The organism is Clostridium bowmanii, assembly GCF_018861315.1.
In the GTDB taxonomy this organism is placed as follows: domain Bacteria; phylum Bacillota; class Clostridia; order Clostridiales; family Clostridiaceae; genus Clostridium_AD; species Clostridium_AD bowmanii.
Genome location: NZ_JAHLDL010000002.1, coordinates 182528 through 196219, shown reverse-complemented (window position 1 = coordinate 196219; position 13692 = coordinate 182528). Strand labels below are relative to the sequence as shown.

At 32.5% G+C, this 13692-nt stretch carries 15 protein-coding genes and 1 pseudogene; 5 read left to right on the top strand and 11 right to left on the bottom strand.

Translation table 11 applies throughout. The features are described from left to right. Positions 1-82 precede the first annotated feature (82 nt). On the top strand, positions 83-1477 hold the full coding sequence (locus KPL51_RS02130; RefSeq protein ID WP_216156630.1) for a cell wall-binding repeat-containing protein: 1395 nt from the start codon (positions 83-85) through the stop codon (positions 1475-1477). Here KPL51_RS02130 and KPL51_RS23900 read toward each other — a convergent pair. Next, positions 1474-1608, bottom strand: coding sequence for a hypothetical protein (locus KPL51_RS23900; protein ID WP_263628174.1), 135 nt, complete (start codon positions 1606-1608; stop codon positions 1474-1476). The two genes, KPL51_RS02130 and KPL51_RS23900, sit on opposite strands and share 4 nt — an antisense overlap. A gap of 131 nt (positions 1609-1739) precedes the next feature. Between KPL51_RS23900 and KPL51_RS24445 the strand changes: the two genes are divergently transcribed. The 3 genes and pseudogenes from KPL51_RS24445 to KPL51_RS02115 all read left to right on the top strand — a co-directional run bounded on the left by KPL51_RS24445 (position 1740) and on the right by KPL51_RS02115 (position 4274). After that, complete coding sequence (locus tag KPL51_RS24445; protein ID WP_224853576.1) at positions 1740-1919, top strand: PTS sugar transporter subunit IIB; 180 nt, start codon at positions 1740-1742, stop codon at positions 1917-1919. A 128-nt stretch (positions 1920-2047) separates the two neighbouring features. Continuing rightward, positions 2048-3113: pseudogene (ulaG, locus tag KPL51_RS02120) on the top strand (L-ascorbate 6-phosphate lactonase). Between the two features lie 87 nt (positions 3114-3200). Next, positions 3201-4274: a 4Fe-4S dicluster domain-containing protein gene (locus tag KPL51_RS02115; RefSeq protein ID WP_216156627.1), complete on the top strand. Its 1074-nt coding sequence runs from the start codon at positions 3201-3203 to the stop codon at positions 4272-4274. Positions 4275-4470: 196 nt separating this feature from the next. On the opposite strand, the gene KPL51_RS23275 is transcribed toward KPL51_RS02115, so the two are convergent. From KPL51_RS23275 to KPL51_RS02075, 9 genes are all read right to left on the bottom strand, one after another. After that, the gene (locus tag KPL51_RS23275; RefSeq protein ID WP_224853573.1) at positions 4471-4944 is read right to left on the bottom strand and encodes an SMR family transporter; all 474 of its coding nucleotides are present in this window, start codon (positions 4942-4944) and stop codon (positions 4471-4473) included. 12 nt (positions 4945-4956) lie between these two features. Beyond that, complete coding sequence (locus tag KPL51_RS23270; RefSeq protein ID WP_224853570.1) at positions 4957-5397, bottom strand: hypothetical protein; 441 nt, start codon at positions 5395-5397, stop codon at positions 4957-4959. A 189-nt stretch (positions 5398-5586) separates the two neighbouring features. Then, entirely contained in the window at positions 5587-5673 is an 87-nt protein-coding gene (locus tag KPL51_RS23895; RefSeq protein WP_216156777.1) for an SEC-C metal-binding domain-containing protein, read from the bottom strand. Positions 5674-5703: 30 nt separating this feature from the next. Further along, positions 5704-6048 carry a hypothetical protein gene (locus KPL51_RS02100; RefSeq protein WP_216156624.1) on the bottom strand — a complete coding sequence of 115 codons (345 nt, stop codon included), beginning with the start codon at positions 6046-6048 and terminating at the stop codon, positions 5704-5706. 10 nt (positions 6049-6058) lie between these two features. After that, on the bottom strand, positions 6059-6991 hold the full coding sequence (locus tag KPL51_RS02095) for a transketolase family protein (RefSeq protein WP_216156621.1): 933 nt from the start codon (positions 6989-6991) through the stop codon (positions 6059-6061). Beyond that, on the bottom strand, positions 6984-7820 hold the full coding sequence (locus KPL51_RS02090; RefSeq protein ID WP_216156616.1) for a transketolase: 837 nt from the start codon (positions 7818-7820) through the stop codon (positions 6984-6986). The genes KPL51_RS02095 and KPL51_RS02090 overlap by 8 nt, the downstream gene beginning before the upstream one ends. Before the next feature lie 65 nt (positions 7821-7885). Then, complete coding sequence (gene ulaA / locus KPL51_RS02085; RefSeq protein ID WP_244997960.1) at positions 7886-9160, bottom strand: PTS ascorbate transporter subunit IIC; 1275 nt, start codon at positions 9158-9160, stop codon at positions 7886-7888. A gap of 50 nt (positions 9161-9210) precedes the next feature. Further along, positions 9211-9492 carry a PTS sugar transporter subunit IIB gene (locus KPL51_RS02080; protein WP_216156610.1) on the bottom strand — a complete coding sequence of 94 codons (282 nt, stop codon included), beginning with the start codon at positions 9490-9492 and terminating at the stop codon, positions 9211-9213. Between the two features lie 22 nt (positions 9493-9514). Next, positions 9515-11653, bottom strand: a complete 2139-nt coding sequence (locus KPL51_RS02075; protein ID WP_216156607.1) for a BglG family transcription antiterminator — start codon at positions 11651-11653, stop codon at positions 9515-9517. A 373-nt stretch (positions 11654-12026) separates the two neighbouring features. Between KPL51_RS02075 and KPL51_RS02070 the strand changes: the two genes are divergently transcribed. Continuing rightward, entirely contained in the window at positions 12027-12230 is a 204-nt protein-coding gene (locus KPL51_RS02070; RefSeq protein WP_224853567.1) for a DUF4177 domain-containing protein, read from the top strand. Between the two features lie 72 nt (positions 12231-12302). On the opposite strand, the gene KPL51_RS02065 is transcribed toward KPL51_RS02070, so the two are convergent. Then, complete coding sequence (locus tag KPL51_RS02065; RefSeq protein ID WP_216156602.1) at positions 12303-13625, bottom strand: replication-associated recombination protein A; 1323 nt, start codon at positions 13623-13625, stop codon at positions 12303-12305. Positions 13626-13692: the final 67 nt, after the last annotated feature.

Sequence of the window (13692 nt, the reverse complement as noted above, 5' to 3'; positions counted from 1 at the left end):
TTTTCTATATATATTTTTCTTTGTTATATCTTAATGACAAGGTGAATATATTAATTTGTACATATTTTTAAATTTTAGGGAGATGATTATTATAATAAAAAAAATATCAACTATTGTTTCAGTAGCTATTATTACTATTTGTTTATCAAGGCATGTGTATGCAAAAGACAATTACAACGTAAAAAGAATAACTGGTGAAAATCGATATGAAACTTCAGCTAACATTTCAAGTGAATTCAGCAATAGCATAGTACAAAATATAATTATCGCAAGTGGAAATAATTTCCCCGATGCATTAACAGGAAGTGTACTTTCTAACACTTTAAATGCTCCTATTTTATTAGTAGACAAAACAATTGAGACAAGCTCTAACTCAATAAAATACATAAAAAATCATCTAACTAAGGGCGGTACAATTTATATACTTGGTGGAAATGGATCTGTAAATGAAAGTTTTTCAGATTACTTTAAATCATTGGACTACAATGTAAAAAGATTAGGAGGGAGCAATAGGTTTGACACAAATAAAACAATTGTCAGTTTCATGAATGTAGAAAAAGGTACACCAGTAATTGTAGTTAATGGGTATGGATTTGCAGATGCCTTAGGTATTTCAAGTATTGCTGCATCAAAGGGATATCCAATATTAATGGTTAATGAAACAAATTTGCCTAGCGAAAGTAAGGACATGCTAAAAGAAATTCAGCCATCTAAAGTATTTATAATAGGTGGTGAAGGATCCATAAATAAGTCTGTTATAGATGAATTGAAAAATAGAGTACCTTTCTTAGACAACAACAGTATTGTAAGGATTAGTGGAAGTAATAGATATGAAACCTCATTAAATGTATGTAAATATTTTAATTTAAGCACGAATTCTGCGATAGTTGTAAGTGGAAAAAGTTTTCCAGATGCTTTATCCGGTAGTGCTTTAGCAGCAAAATTAAATGCACCAATTATACTTACAGATGGCAGCAATATAATAGATCAGAAAAGATATCTAGACAGCACTAGTTGTTTAAATTTGATTTTACTAGGTGGAAAAGGTTCAGTAAGCCAAGCAGCAGAAGATTTATTAAACGGAAAAGAAACTCAATTATTTTATGTAAGTAAAGGTTATAAAAAAGATGGCAAAAAATATATCGATGGATATTTTGATAAATTTGTTACTGATTTAAACGAAGCTAGAGATTATGAAAAAAGAACTGGAAATTTTGTAATTTGGAATGATCACGATGGCACAGTTGATTACCTACCAGATGATGGTTTTGACATGGCTATTAGTAACACTGTTACTCTAGAAGTTAATGATAATGTTAATATTAGTGAAATAGATTTTAATAGTGAAGGAAATATTCTAAATGTTAATAAGGATTTCAATAGTATAATTGTTGGTAAATATAAAAGTAGACCAGTTTTTGATATAACTCTTAAAGATTATTTAATAACAAAAATGCATCAAGAATATAGACCTTAAAGTCTTAAAGGAGGCGGACTTGTTAGTACCTTTAGACCTATTCTTGCAGGATTAAATGATCGTTTCAACATGAATGCTGCAGTTATTGATCCATATTTTGCCCTTGCTGCTGCAAATAAGAGTTTAGGCAATTTAGCTTCCATTGTGGGGATGCTAGTAATTCCTCAAATGCAATATCGCAAAAACAAAGCAAATTAATTTTACACAAACAGATGAAAATTTAGACGTTTAAAAATCGATAATTTTAAAAGGAGAGATCTATATGAAAGTATTAGCAGCATGTGGAAATGGAATGGGTTCAAGTCAAATGATTAAAATGAAAATCATCAAAGTTTTCAAGAAACTTCAAATTGAAGTTGAGGTGGATCATCTTAGTGTTGGCGAGGCAAAATCCGTTATATCTTCTTACGATATGGTTTTTGTATCTAAATCACTAGTATAAAACTTTTCGAATGCTCGTAGTAAAACTAAAATTATAGGTCTTAGAAATCTATTATCAGAGGTAGAAATCGAAGGCAAAATTAAAGCAGCTTTGAATTTAGAATAAAAAAATAAGGGTAAGGTGATAACATGTCTAAAATAGATAAAATAACTAAAGAGTCATGGGTACTCAGTACTTTTCCTCAATGGAGAACATGGCTAAACGAAGAAATAGAAAGAGAAGTTGTGTCGCCTAATACTTTTGCAATGTGGTGGCTAGGCTGTACAGGCCTTTGGGTTAAATCTGAAGGAAGTGCCAACATCTGTATTGATTTATGGTGTGGGACAGGCAAGCGAACTATGAGTAATCCACTAATGAAACCAGAACATCAAATGGCAAGAATGTCTGGTTCTAAAAAATTACAACCAAATCTTAGAGTTGCACCTTTTGTCTTAGATCCATTCGCTATTAAAAATATAGCTGCAGTAGTAGCAACTCATGATCATAATGATCACATTGATATAAATGTTGCAACTGCAGTTATGAAAAATTGTGATGCTTCTGTACCTTTTATAGGACCAAAAACCTGTGTTGATCTTTGGATTAGTTGGGGGGGTACCTGCAGACCGTTGTATAATTGTAAAACCTGGTGATGTAGTTAAAATTAAAGATACAGAACTTATAGCACTAGAATCCTTTGACCGTACTGCCTTAATTACAGTTCCAAAAGGTGTTACCCTAGCTGGTAAAATGCCTGGAAACATTGATGACAGGGCAGTAAATTACATTATCAAAACCCCTGCTGGAAGTATATATCATAGCGGTGATTCACATTATTCAAACTATTATGCAAAACACGGCAATGATTACAAAATAGATGTGGCACTGGGTTCTTTTGGTGAAAATCCTAGAGGTATAACTGACAAAATGACTTCCTCAGACATACTTAGAATGGGAGAAGCTTTAAACACTAAAGTTATAATTCCCTTCCATCATGATATATGGTCTAATTTCCAAGCAGATACTGAAGAAATAAATGTACTTTTCGAAATGAGAAAAGACAGATTACAATATAAATTTCTTCCATACATCTGGCAGGTAGGTGGCAAATTTGTTTACCCAGATGATAAAGATAAACGTGAGTATCATTACCCTCGTGGTTTTGATAATTGTTTTGAAGGAGATATTGATTTACCATATAATTGTTTCCTATAAAAACTTTTATTGTGCGATTTATACAGTTATGATAAAATATTTAATAATGAAAAAATATATGATTATGAAAACATCGAAGGAGAATATATGAAGAAATTCAATGAGAAAGATACTATATTCGCAAGAATGAATTATAAAGAAGGAAGTGAAATTTATAAAGATTATTATAGTAATAACCCTCATTTAAAAGAAGTGGATGATTCATTAAGAAGCTTACCTCCTATGGGTGGCGAAGGTTCAGTGATGTTTAATAAAATAAACTCACCAATAGTAGATGCTTCTTTTAAATACTTATATGATATAAGAAAACTTAGTGAAGGTCCAGTAGCCCCCGAAAAAGCATCCATAGATCCCCCTGTTATGACAGAAAGAATTAAGGGTTTAGCTAAGTTTTATGGTGCAAAATTAGTTGGTATAGCTGAAATGAAAGATTACCATTATTATTCTCATAGGGGAAGACACGAAGAAAACTATGGCGAGGAAATCATTAAAAAACATAAGTATGGTATTGTATTTGCAGTGCCTATGGATACTGAAATGATTATGAGAGCACCAAAATTACCAGAATCAATAGCTGTTGTAAAAGGATATGTGGAGTCAGCAACTGTCGGAATGTTACTTTCATATTATATTAGAGAGCTAGGTTATGATGCTAGAAATCATATGGATGGTAACTATTTAGTAGTAGCACCCCTAGTAGCAAAAGATGCCGGACTAGGTGAATTTGGTAGGAATGGACTACTTATAACTAAAGAATATGGCTCCTGTGTTAGGCTTGGAATAGTAACCACAGATATGCCTCTTATACCAGACGCACAAGAAGATTTTGGTGTTGTAGAATTTTGCCTTGATTGTGGAAGATGTGCAAAGACATGTCCTGGGAAATCAATATCTAAGGTGGATATGGTAGAAGAAGATGGTGTACTAAGATGGAAGATAAATGCTGAGGAGTGCTACAGACGGTGGAGAAGTTTAGGTACTGATTGTGGTTTATGTATAGCTAATTGTCCATTTACTTATGGTATATCAGAAGATTTAATTTCTAATATTAAGTCCTCCTCGCAAGTCAGGCAAAATATTTTAAAAGACTTTGACGAAAAGTACGGTATAAGACCAATTATAAGAGAAGAAGTTGAATGGTTAAAAGAAGTGAAGTCATGATTTAGCCCCGTGGGTGACCTATATTCGTAGTGGTTTTTATTAGAAATTTATCAGTTTATGAAGGTCATGAAGCCCAACGAGCTAATCCTTTATAATATCTGTTTTAAAATGATTTGAGGAAATGATAAAATCCATGATAACTACTTTGTATAACCTTCTCTTCTGTAACCAGATCATGTAGGTAGGTATCTTTATATTAAATATTAATCAGTATTAAAGCTAAAATAACTATTAAAATAGCAACTTTATTCTTTTTAGATAACTTCTCCTTATATAATAACATTTCACCCAAACTTATAAAGATTATACTCCCTGCACTATATATAGGAAAAGCTATAGATGTAGGCATAAAGCTTAAAGCCATTATAAGAAAATATGAAGAAAATAAATTTGGTATACCAACTAAAAAGCCTACAATTAAGTCTTTCTTCCTTACCTTTGATCCTGATTTTATAACAAAATATAAACTCAAGAAAAAAGCCACAACAAATATAAAGAATAAGAATACATTCTTATATTCTGTTAGTGCATATTGTTGAAATAACTTATTTTGAAATTCTGCCATTCCTCCAAATAAGAATAACAATATTAAAGTTAAGTTTATACGTATATTGCCGTTCTCATCTTTATTTGAAGAAAAGTTCACAAAAATAATTGAAAATAAAGCCATAAAAATACCAACCTATTGTACAACTCCAGGAATCTCTTTCCAAATGATAACAGAGAATATCATTGGGACCAAAATTCCCAGCTTTCCAAATGTGCCTGAAATCGCCGCTCCATTTCTCCCTACACTCTTTTGATAATAAACAAATGATAAAAAGAAGGATATCCCACCTATAAGTCCAAGCAATATTGCCCATGTAAAACTGGCACTTTCTGAAAATGCACCATTATTTTTTAATATAATTTTTGTAAACTCATGAGTAAAATTAGTTAGAGAAATATTAATTCCATAAATTTTTATAGGCGATTGAAATAATATCATAAATAAGCTTACAGTAAATGCGGTAAAATAATTTGCACTGGTAACTGCATACCTATTCATTTCATTTCCCTCACTATATTTAAAAATAAGTGCAATGGATGAACTACATATTATAGCTAAAAATAAATAAATCATTTGAAGTATCCTTTCATAAAAAACAATTACAGTCTTATTATCCTTATTTTATCAGAAAATCACATTTTATTCTACACTATATGGTTAACATATTGTGGTTTGTGTAGATATGGTTTTGAAAAAAGAGCTACTGTTCCACTGACTAAAAATTAGTCAGTGGAACAGTAGCTCCTCAATTTTAAAAATTAACTACAAAGATTTTCCACAACACTTTTTATACTTCTTCCCACTACCACAAGAACATAAAGAATTCCTACTTACCTTATTTTCATTTATTGCTTTAACTTGAACTGTTTCATCATTATGTTATAGCAACTCATGCAATTTACAACTATATCTTTCTTCATTAAATAACTCCTCATTTTTCAAAACATAATAAAGTTCCTCTACTAAAACTGCTCCAATCATTTTCTTTGCAATATCTTCCGCATATCCACTAGTTACTAATTTCTCAAAAACTTCAGTTGTACATTTAGGGTTGTTATCCCTCATTTGATTATCGATAATTTCTATAATGTGGCCTTTTAATTTATCATTTGCCAAGATTTCATTTCCCCTTTTTTGCTTATTACTCTTGCTAAATATTATACCATGTTTTGAAAGTCCTAGTACCTTTTCTTCACGATTTACCCCCGGGGGTGAATCATACAAGCATTCGCCCTCAATTGATAATCTTCTTTGCTTCCTTTACTAAATCTTCTACTGTAAGACCATATTTTTCGTATAATTCTTTCGGACTTCCTGACTCTCCAAAATGGTCCATTACCGCCAACCCTCTGACACTACAAGGAAATTCACTAGCAGTCACTTCACAAACGGTGCTGTATAACCCACCATTTATAAAATGATCTTCTATTGTAATTATTTTTTTTGTTTCCTTCGCGGCTTTTATAATGATTTCTTTATCTATTGGTTTTATAGAAGTTGCAATAATTACTCTTGCTGATGTGCCCTGCTTTTGCAATTCAGCTGCAGCAGAATATGCAACTTCAACCATGCAACCATGGGCAATGAAGGTAATGTCCACACCTTCTTTTATTGTAACCCATTTTCCTATTTCATAGCTCCATTCTTCTTTAAAATATGCAGTGCATTCCTTTCTACCTACCCTTACATATACCGGTCCTTCATGTTCTATGGCTTTCTCTATAGCTTTTTTGGTTTCAATTTCATCCGAAGGAGTAAGAACTACGAAATTTGGTAGTTCCCTCATCAATGCAATATCGTCTAAGCTTTGATGAATAGCTCCATCAGGCCCAACTGAAAGCCCAGGGTGAGTAGAAATCACCTTTACATTTAAGTTAGAATAGGCAATAGATTGTCTTATTTGGTCATAGCATCTACCGGGAGCAAAACAAGCAAAAGTGCTCATAACAGGTATAAATCCTGTTCTTGCAAGTCCCGCTGCAACACCTACCATATTTTGTTCGCAAATCCCAACATTTATATACCTATTCTTAAATTTCTTTGCGAATATATCTGTTTTTGTTGCCGCTGCTAAATCTGCACTTACCACAAATACCTTTTCATTTATCTCTCCAATCTCTGCAAGGGTCCTTCCAAACGCATCTCTTGGTGATATTAAATTAGTCATTTATAAGCACCTCCTGAAGCTCCAACTCCTCCATAGCTATTATATATTCTTCATTATTTACTTTCTTTGAATGCCAAGGAAGACTGTTTTCCATAAAAGATATACCTTTTCCTTTCACAGTGTGCAGTATAATTGCAGTTGCTTCTCCTTCCTTTATACTTTCAAAAGCATCATCTAATTCTTCAAAATCGTGACCATTTATATCTATGACCGTAAACCCAAAGGGTCTTATTCTTTCTGATATATTATTTAAACTACATACATTTTCTACACTATCATCCAATTGTAATTTATTATAATCAATAATTGGTATTACATTATCCAGTTTTAAGTGTCCTAAAAGCATTAACGCCTCCCATACTTGTCCTTCTTCAAGCTCACCATCACCAATCATTACATACACCTTGCCATTCAAACCTTTCTTTTTCAGTCCTAAAGCGATCCCAATTCCAAAGGATAATCCTTGTCCCAAAGAACCGGTAGAGCACTCTATTCCAGGAGCCGAATCCATATGCGAATGTCCTTGAAGCCGGCTGTTTATTTTACGATAGGTACTTAATTCTTCTACAGGGAAAAATCCTACTCTTGCTAATACACAATAATAGCCAAGGGATGCGTGCCCCTTACTCAGAATAAAATAATCTCTATCTTCTTTTTTAGGGCTTCTAATATCTATGTTCATTTTATGAAAATAAAGATAAATCATACTCTCAATAGCAGAGAAGGAACCTCCTAAATGACCAGAACCCACTTCTCTTTGAGTATCAATACAATCTTTTCTAATTTGAATTGCCATTTGTTTTAGATATTTTATTTTTTCTTCTATCACTTTTCTTCACACCTTTCCAATTTATTAAAAAATGAGGTAGATACCTACCTCATAAATACTGCTTATTAATGTGCAAATATCTTTAAAAAATTTCCAAGAAGGATTCCTACCAGACTAAAGTCAGAATCACTAAATGTAGTATTTGCATATCCCAAATTTCCAAGTGTAGGCATTAAAAGTACTGGCAAGAAAGTAATGAGTATTCCTTGGGCAAAAGCTCCCCAGAAAGCGCCTCTTCTTCCCCCTGTTGCATTACCGAAAACACCCGCTGTAGCGCCACAGAAAAAGTGAGGAACTACCCCAGGAAGAATTATAGGTACAGAAATAGTTCTACCAATTAGAATTAATAAAATCATACCCACGATGCCACCAAGAAAACTAGATAAAAAACCGATTAATACTGCATTAGGTGCATATGGATATACCACTGGACAGTCCAAAGCGGGGATTGCTCCAGGAACCATTCTTTCCGATATTCCTATGAAGGCAGGCACAATTTCTGCAAGTATCAATCTTACACCTGCTAATATGATGTATACACCACCAGCAAAAGTTATTGCTTGAATCATTGAAAATATAATAAAGTTTTGTCCGCCACTCAATTTTGATTCTACATAAGTTGGACCACAAGCGATAGCTACAATTATATATAGAACTCCCATTGTTAAAGAAATAGCTACAGAGGTATCTCTTAGAAAACTCAACCCTTTTGGGAAATTCATTTCTTCTGTAGATTTAGAACCTTTTCCAACTAATTTACCAATGAAAGCTGAAAAAACATATCCTAAAGTTCCAAAGTGTGCAAACCCTACTTCGTCACTTCCAGTAATTTTCCTCATAGTTGGTTGAGCAATCGCAGGGAATATTGCCATAACAAATCCAAGCAATATAGAACCCACCGCTACTAAAGCTATACCCTTCATTCCCCCAGCTACAAGAATTGCTGCGATCATACAAGCCATGTATAAAGTATGATGCCCTGTAAGGAATATATATTTCAACTTAGTAAACCGTGCAATCAATATATTAGCTAGCATACCAAAAGCCATAATCAATGCAGTTTGTGTACCATAGGTTTTCAGTGCTAATGCAACAATAGCTTCATTATTTGGAACTACGCCTGCCACTCCAAACCCTTGCTCAAACATATTTCCAAAGTTACCAAGCGCAGCAACTACAATTCCTGCACCCCCACCAAGAATCAAAAATCCTAGAATTGTCTTAATAGTTCCTTTTAAAACATCTGAAGCATTTTTTTTCTGCAGCAATAACCCGATCATTGCAATAAGACCAACCAATATAGCAGGAACGCTTAATATATCTAATATGATCTTTAACATGTATAATCCCCCCATTTATATTTGATTTATTAGTTCTTGTTTTAAGTTCTTTACTTGTTTTTTATTTTCGTCAAAGCTTCAGTTAATTTTTCTTTTAATTCCTTTTTATCAATCATGCTATTTAAAGAAATCACTTGTCCCCCTAAGTTAATAAGTTCACTTGCTATATCTCTCGTACCTACGTATATATCAGATTTCATTCCCATAGCAGAAGATAAATCTGAATGGTCCACCTCAGCTTCTATGTTTAATTCCTTCAAAACCTTTTCAATGTTCATTTGAATCATAAATGAACTTCCAAGACCACTTCCACAACATACAAGTATTTTCATAAAATAAGCCTCCTCTAAAATTTTATTGTTTTGAATATTTTTTAATAATTTCTAATATTTGTTCCTTATTAGTTGAATTCATCACCGCATTTAAATCAGCAGAATTCATAAATAATTCCATTAGCTGAGATAAAGCTTTAAGATGAGTTTCGCTATCTGTCGCCGCCAGAGTTATAACTAGTTTTACAGGGTCATTGGTTTCATTTCCAAATTTCACTTCATTTCTTAAGGTTATAAGACTCATTGAAAGTTTTTTCACACCATTTTCCGGTCTCGCATGAGATAAAACAATTCCAGGTGCTACCACCATATACGGCCCAAACTCATTAAAATTATCTATAATTGCCTCTGAATACCTCTTCTCTATACAACCTTTTTCTTCTAGCAGCGATGTGCCTTCTAAAATGGCTTCTTTCCAAGAAGAACATTCTACATTTAATTTTATAACATCAAAAGTAAGTAAATCATTAAGCATGTAAACACATCTCCTTATAGGCCCTTTGTTATCGCTAAGCAGTTCATACATAAATTCATACTGAAGCTGCTGCTTGTCATTAATTGTGCAGTATTTTTCTGCAATGGATATAAGCTTATTTACCTTCTGCATCTGCATTTCATAATTGTTTTCAATTCCATAGTTCATTTTAAATTTTTGTTTTAAAATTTCATAATCTTTTTTCATGAGTAGAGGATTAATTTTTATATACTGTTCTTTAGCAAAGCTCGGTATGTCTACTGTACTAATTATAAAATCTAATTTTTCCATATTCATATTAGCTGCTGCCCTGCTGGATATAGTATCTACAATTTCAACATCAAATTCTTTTTCAATTTGAGAAGCTAACATTTTAGCTGTTCCAATTCCAGTACCGCAAACGATTACAATTTTTGCCTTCTCTTTCCTGCTTGACTTTGAATTTTCTAAAGCAGCTCCAAAGTGGAGTGCAATATAGGAAATTTCATGGTCATCTATAAAAGAATTAATATAGGTTTCTAAATGTCTCACTACACATTTTGTATTTAAAAATAGCTCTTTATATTTTTGTTTTATTTCTTCTAATAGTGGATTCATAAGTTTTAAATTATATTTAATTCTATATATTGAAGGTCTTAGATGAATTACAAGACCCTCCATAATCTTATCTTTTTTCTCACCAAAAGATGTGTTATATGTTTCTTCAATTTCCTCCGTCATGATTTTAACTACAGCTGAAAGCCCATTTTCTTTCCATTTCATTACGTTCATACTATCGCTATTTTTTATCACTTTTGCACCTAAAATATGAAGTGCTATATAACTTGTTTCTTCGCAGGGAACTAGAATCTTATACTTTTCTTCAATATAGGCTACCATTTTTTCAGCAATATTGTACTCCACTGTAGCATTTAAATTTTCTATGTTTACCTCCGGGATATAAATAATCTGGTTTAACTGAATTCGCTTTATCATTATAGCGATATGTGTTAAAAGATTGCTGTAAGCTTCATCACTAAATTCTCTACCCAAATTTTTTTCGCTTTTAATAATAATATTATCTAAAAAATTGACATCGATTTCAGAAAATAAAGTGTCAAACTGAAGACTATTTATTTTGGATAAAGTTATTTTTCTATTCATAAAGTTCACTATATCTTTTGTAGCAATAGTTTCAGAGGCTAAATCAATTAGTGCTTTTCTTCTATGAATTTCACTACCCTCTATAAGTATTCCAACTCTTGGCTTTTTAATCACCTTCATATCTCTATTCATAAGCCACTTTTCAATGCTTTTGATGTCCTTTGATATTGTGTTTTTTGAAACATAAAGCTTTTTCTCAAAAAAATCTTGTTTTAAAGGTTCCGTATTTTCAAGCAATTTAGTTATGATAAAATTAAATCTTTCTTTATCGGAGTGAGTATATGAATATGGAATATACTCTCCTGAAAATGTATTTATAAATTTTTTTAGAGAATCTTCTGCAGTAAGCATAACTCCTTTTGAGTGTTGTTTTTCTAAATATGAAAATCCGTTTTTCATCAAAAATCTTTCTATTTTGTCTATGGTATATCTCATCGTTCTGTCTGTGCAGTTATAATGGTCGGCTAGTTCTTTTATTTTAACAAAATCATTTTTATCTAATAGATAGTTGAGTATTTCTAGAGACTTTTTATTTAGTTCCATTAGGGTGGCCCTTCCTTCTGTAACTTATATAAGTTAATAATATAATTATATGGTATATTTATCTAATTTAAAACTCTTTATGTATCCATTCTTCTTCTAATCGTTTCGGAAAATTTTAACTATTCACACAATTTGTTGATGTTTTCAAAACCCTAACAAATTATAGGTAATACTGATCATTGACAATGATATTAGAAATTACACAGTTAAAAACTATATGATTGGTATAGCCTTACTTAAAAAAGTATTTGATGATCTTGATTTAAATATTAGAGTAATTATATACATAAGCTGTATAATTGAATTAGGAAACAATTTTACAATATTATGTATTTAGGTTTACTATTAACTAAAATAAAATATGGGAATTGAGGTGGGTGTTTTGGATAAATGGGAGTATACCAGTATTAAAACTGAAGCAAAAGGGTTTATGGGAGGAATACTAGATATAAGTCATTTTGATAATGAACTTAATAGTTTGGGAGAACAAGGTTGGGAATTAGTGTCGTGTTTCTCAACTACTCAAGATGGTGGAAAATGTAGAGAAATTATCGCAGTTTTTAAAAGAATGAAATAATTATGCTTTCTAAGAGGCTATAAGCCGATGACTAGACGTCATCGCCTTACTCATTTACCCCCGGGGGTGACCTTACAACTTTGCTTTAACACTGTTTATATATTCTAATTTTTCATAAACTTTCTTTTCAAGACCCTCCTGGGTCGGCTTATAATATTGTCGGTGTTTCAAATTATCAGGCAGGCACTGCATGTTAGTGATTTTTTCATCGGTGCTATGAGCATACTTGTAGTCTTTTCCATATCCAAGAGTATGCATAAGTTTAGTAGGAGCATTTCTTAACTGAAGAGGTACCCCCTCTGCAATGGTATTTAAGGCATCTTCTTTTGCACTTTCATAAGCAGTATAAAGCGCATTGGATTTTGGCGCCATTGCAAGGTAAACTACAGCTTGGGTAAGATTTACTGTACATTCTGGCATTCCTATATAGTGAGAAGCTTCATAGGCTGAGACTGCAATTTGAAGAGCATTAGGGTCTGCAAGTCCAACATCTTCAGAAGCAAATCGAATTAATCTTCTTGCAACATACAAAGGCTCTTCTCCCCCCTCTAACATGCGGGCGAGCCAATAAACAGCGGCATTCGGATCACTGTTTCTCATAGATTTATGAAGAGCTGATATAATATTGTAGTGTTCATCCCCTTTTTTATCATAAAGGAGAGTTTTTTTGTTAAGACATTCTTCAATTATTTTTCTAGTTAAAGTTAGCTTACCGGACTCCATAGGTGTACTACTAATTGCGAGTTCCAACAGATTGAGCGCCGTTCTAGCATCTCCGTTTGAAAAAAACGCAATAATCTCAAGAAGAGAGCTCTCAACAAATATTGGTAGACCCCCATACCCTCTTTTGTCCAAAAGTGCATTTTTTAAAACCTTGATAATATCATTAATGTCTAGAGGGTTTAAAACAAATACTCTAGATCGTGATAATAATGCTGAGTTAACCTCGAATGATGGATTTTCTGTTGTAGCACCAATTAGAACTATATTCCCTTTTTCTACATGGGGAAGAAAGGCATCTTGTTGAGACTTATTAAAGCGATGAATCTCATCAATGAATAAAATAGTTCGGATACCTTGTTGTCGGTTTTCTTTTGCTTTTGTCATGACTTCTTTAATTTCTTTTATTCCTGAAGTAGCCGCACTAAAGGTTATGAAATTAGCACGAGTAATTTCTGCAATAATCATAGCAAGTGTAGTTTTTCCAACCCCAGGTGGACCCCATAAAATCATAGAAGAAACATTATCTGATTGTATAATGTTTCTCAACACCTTTCCATTTCCTATAATATGCTCCTGACCCACATATTCCTCAAGAGATCTAGGCCGAACTCTATCAGCCAGTGGAGCCTTCTGCAATGTCTTATCAAATATTGAATTCTGCACATAATCCATTTTAACACCTTCACTTTTTATTTATAAGCAAATTCGCTTTGCTTATAAAAGTCTTAGTTACTCTTAT

What these genes read in the sequence shown, in the direction of transcription:
- KPL51_RS02065 (WP_216156602.1), bottom strand. Translation starts at nt 13,625, where the DNA reads ATGGATTATGTGCAGAATTCAATATTTGATAAGACATTGCAGAAGGCT.
- KPL51_RS02130 (WP_216156630.1), top strand. Translation starts at nt 83, where the DNA reads ATGATTATTATAATAAAAAAAATATCAACTATTGTTTCAGTAGCTATT.
- KPL51_RS02095 (WP_216156621.1), bottom strand. Translation starts at nt 6,991, where the DNA reads ATGACTAATTTAATATCACCAAGAGATGCGTTTGGAAGGACCCTTGCA.
- KPL51_RS02080 (WP_216156610.1), bottom strand. Translation starts at nt 9,492, where the DNA reads ATGAAAATACTTGTATGTTGTGGAAGTGGTCTTGGAAGTTCATTTATG.
- KPL51_RS23275 (WP_224853573.1), bottom strand. Translation starts at nt 4,944, where the DNA reads ATGGCTTTATTTTCAATTATTTTTGTGAACTTTTCTTCAAATAAAGAT.
- KPL51_RS02075 (WP_216156607.1), bottom strand. Translation starts at nt 11,653, where the DNA reads ATGGAACTAAATAAAAAGTCTCTAGAAATACTCAACTATCTATTAGAT.
- KPL51_RS02115 (WP_216156627.1), top strand. Translation starts at nt 3,201, where the DNA reads ATGAAGAAATTCAATGAGAAAGATACTATATTCGCAAGAATGAATTAT.
- ulaA (WP_244997960.1), bottom strand. Translation starts at nt 9,160, where the DNA reads ATGTTAAAGATCATATTAGATATATTAAGCGTTCCTGCTATATTGGTT.
- KPL51_RS23270 (WP_224853570.1), bottom strand. Translation starts at nt 5,397, where the DNA reads ATGATTTATTTATTTTTAGCTATAATATGTAGTTCATCCATTGCACTT.
- KPL51_RS24445 (WP_224853576.1), top strand. Translation starts at nt 1,740, where the DNA reads ATGAAAGTATTAGCAGCATGTGGAAATGGAATGGGTTCAAGTCAAATG.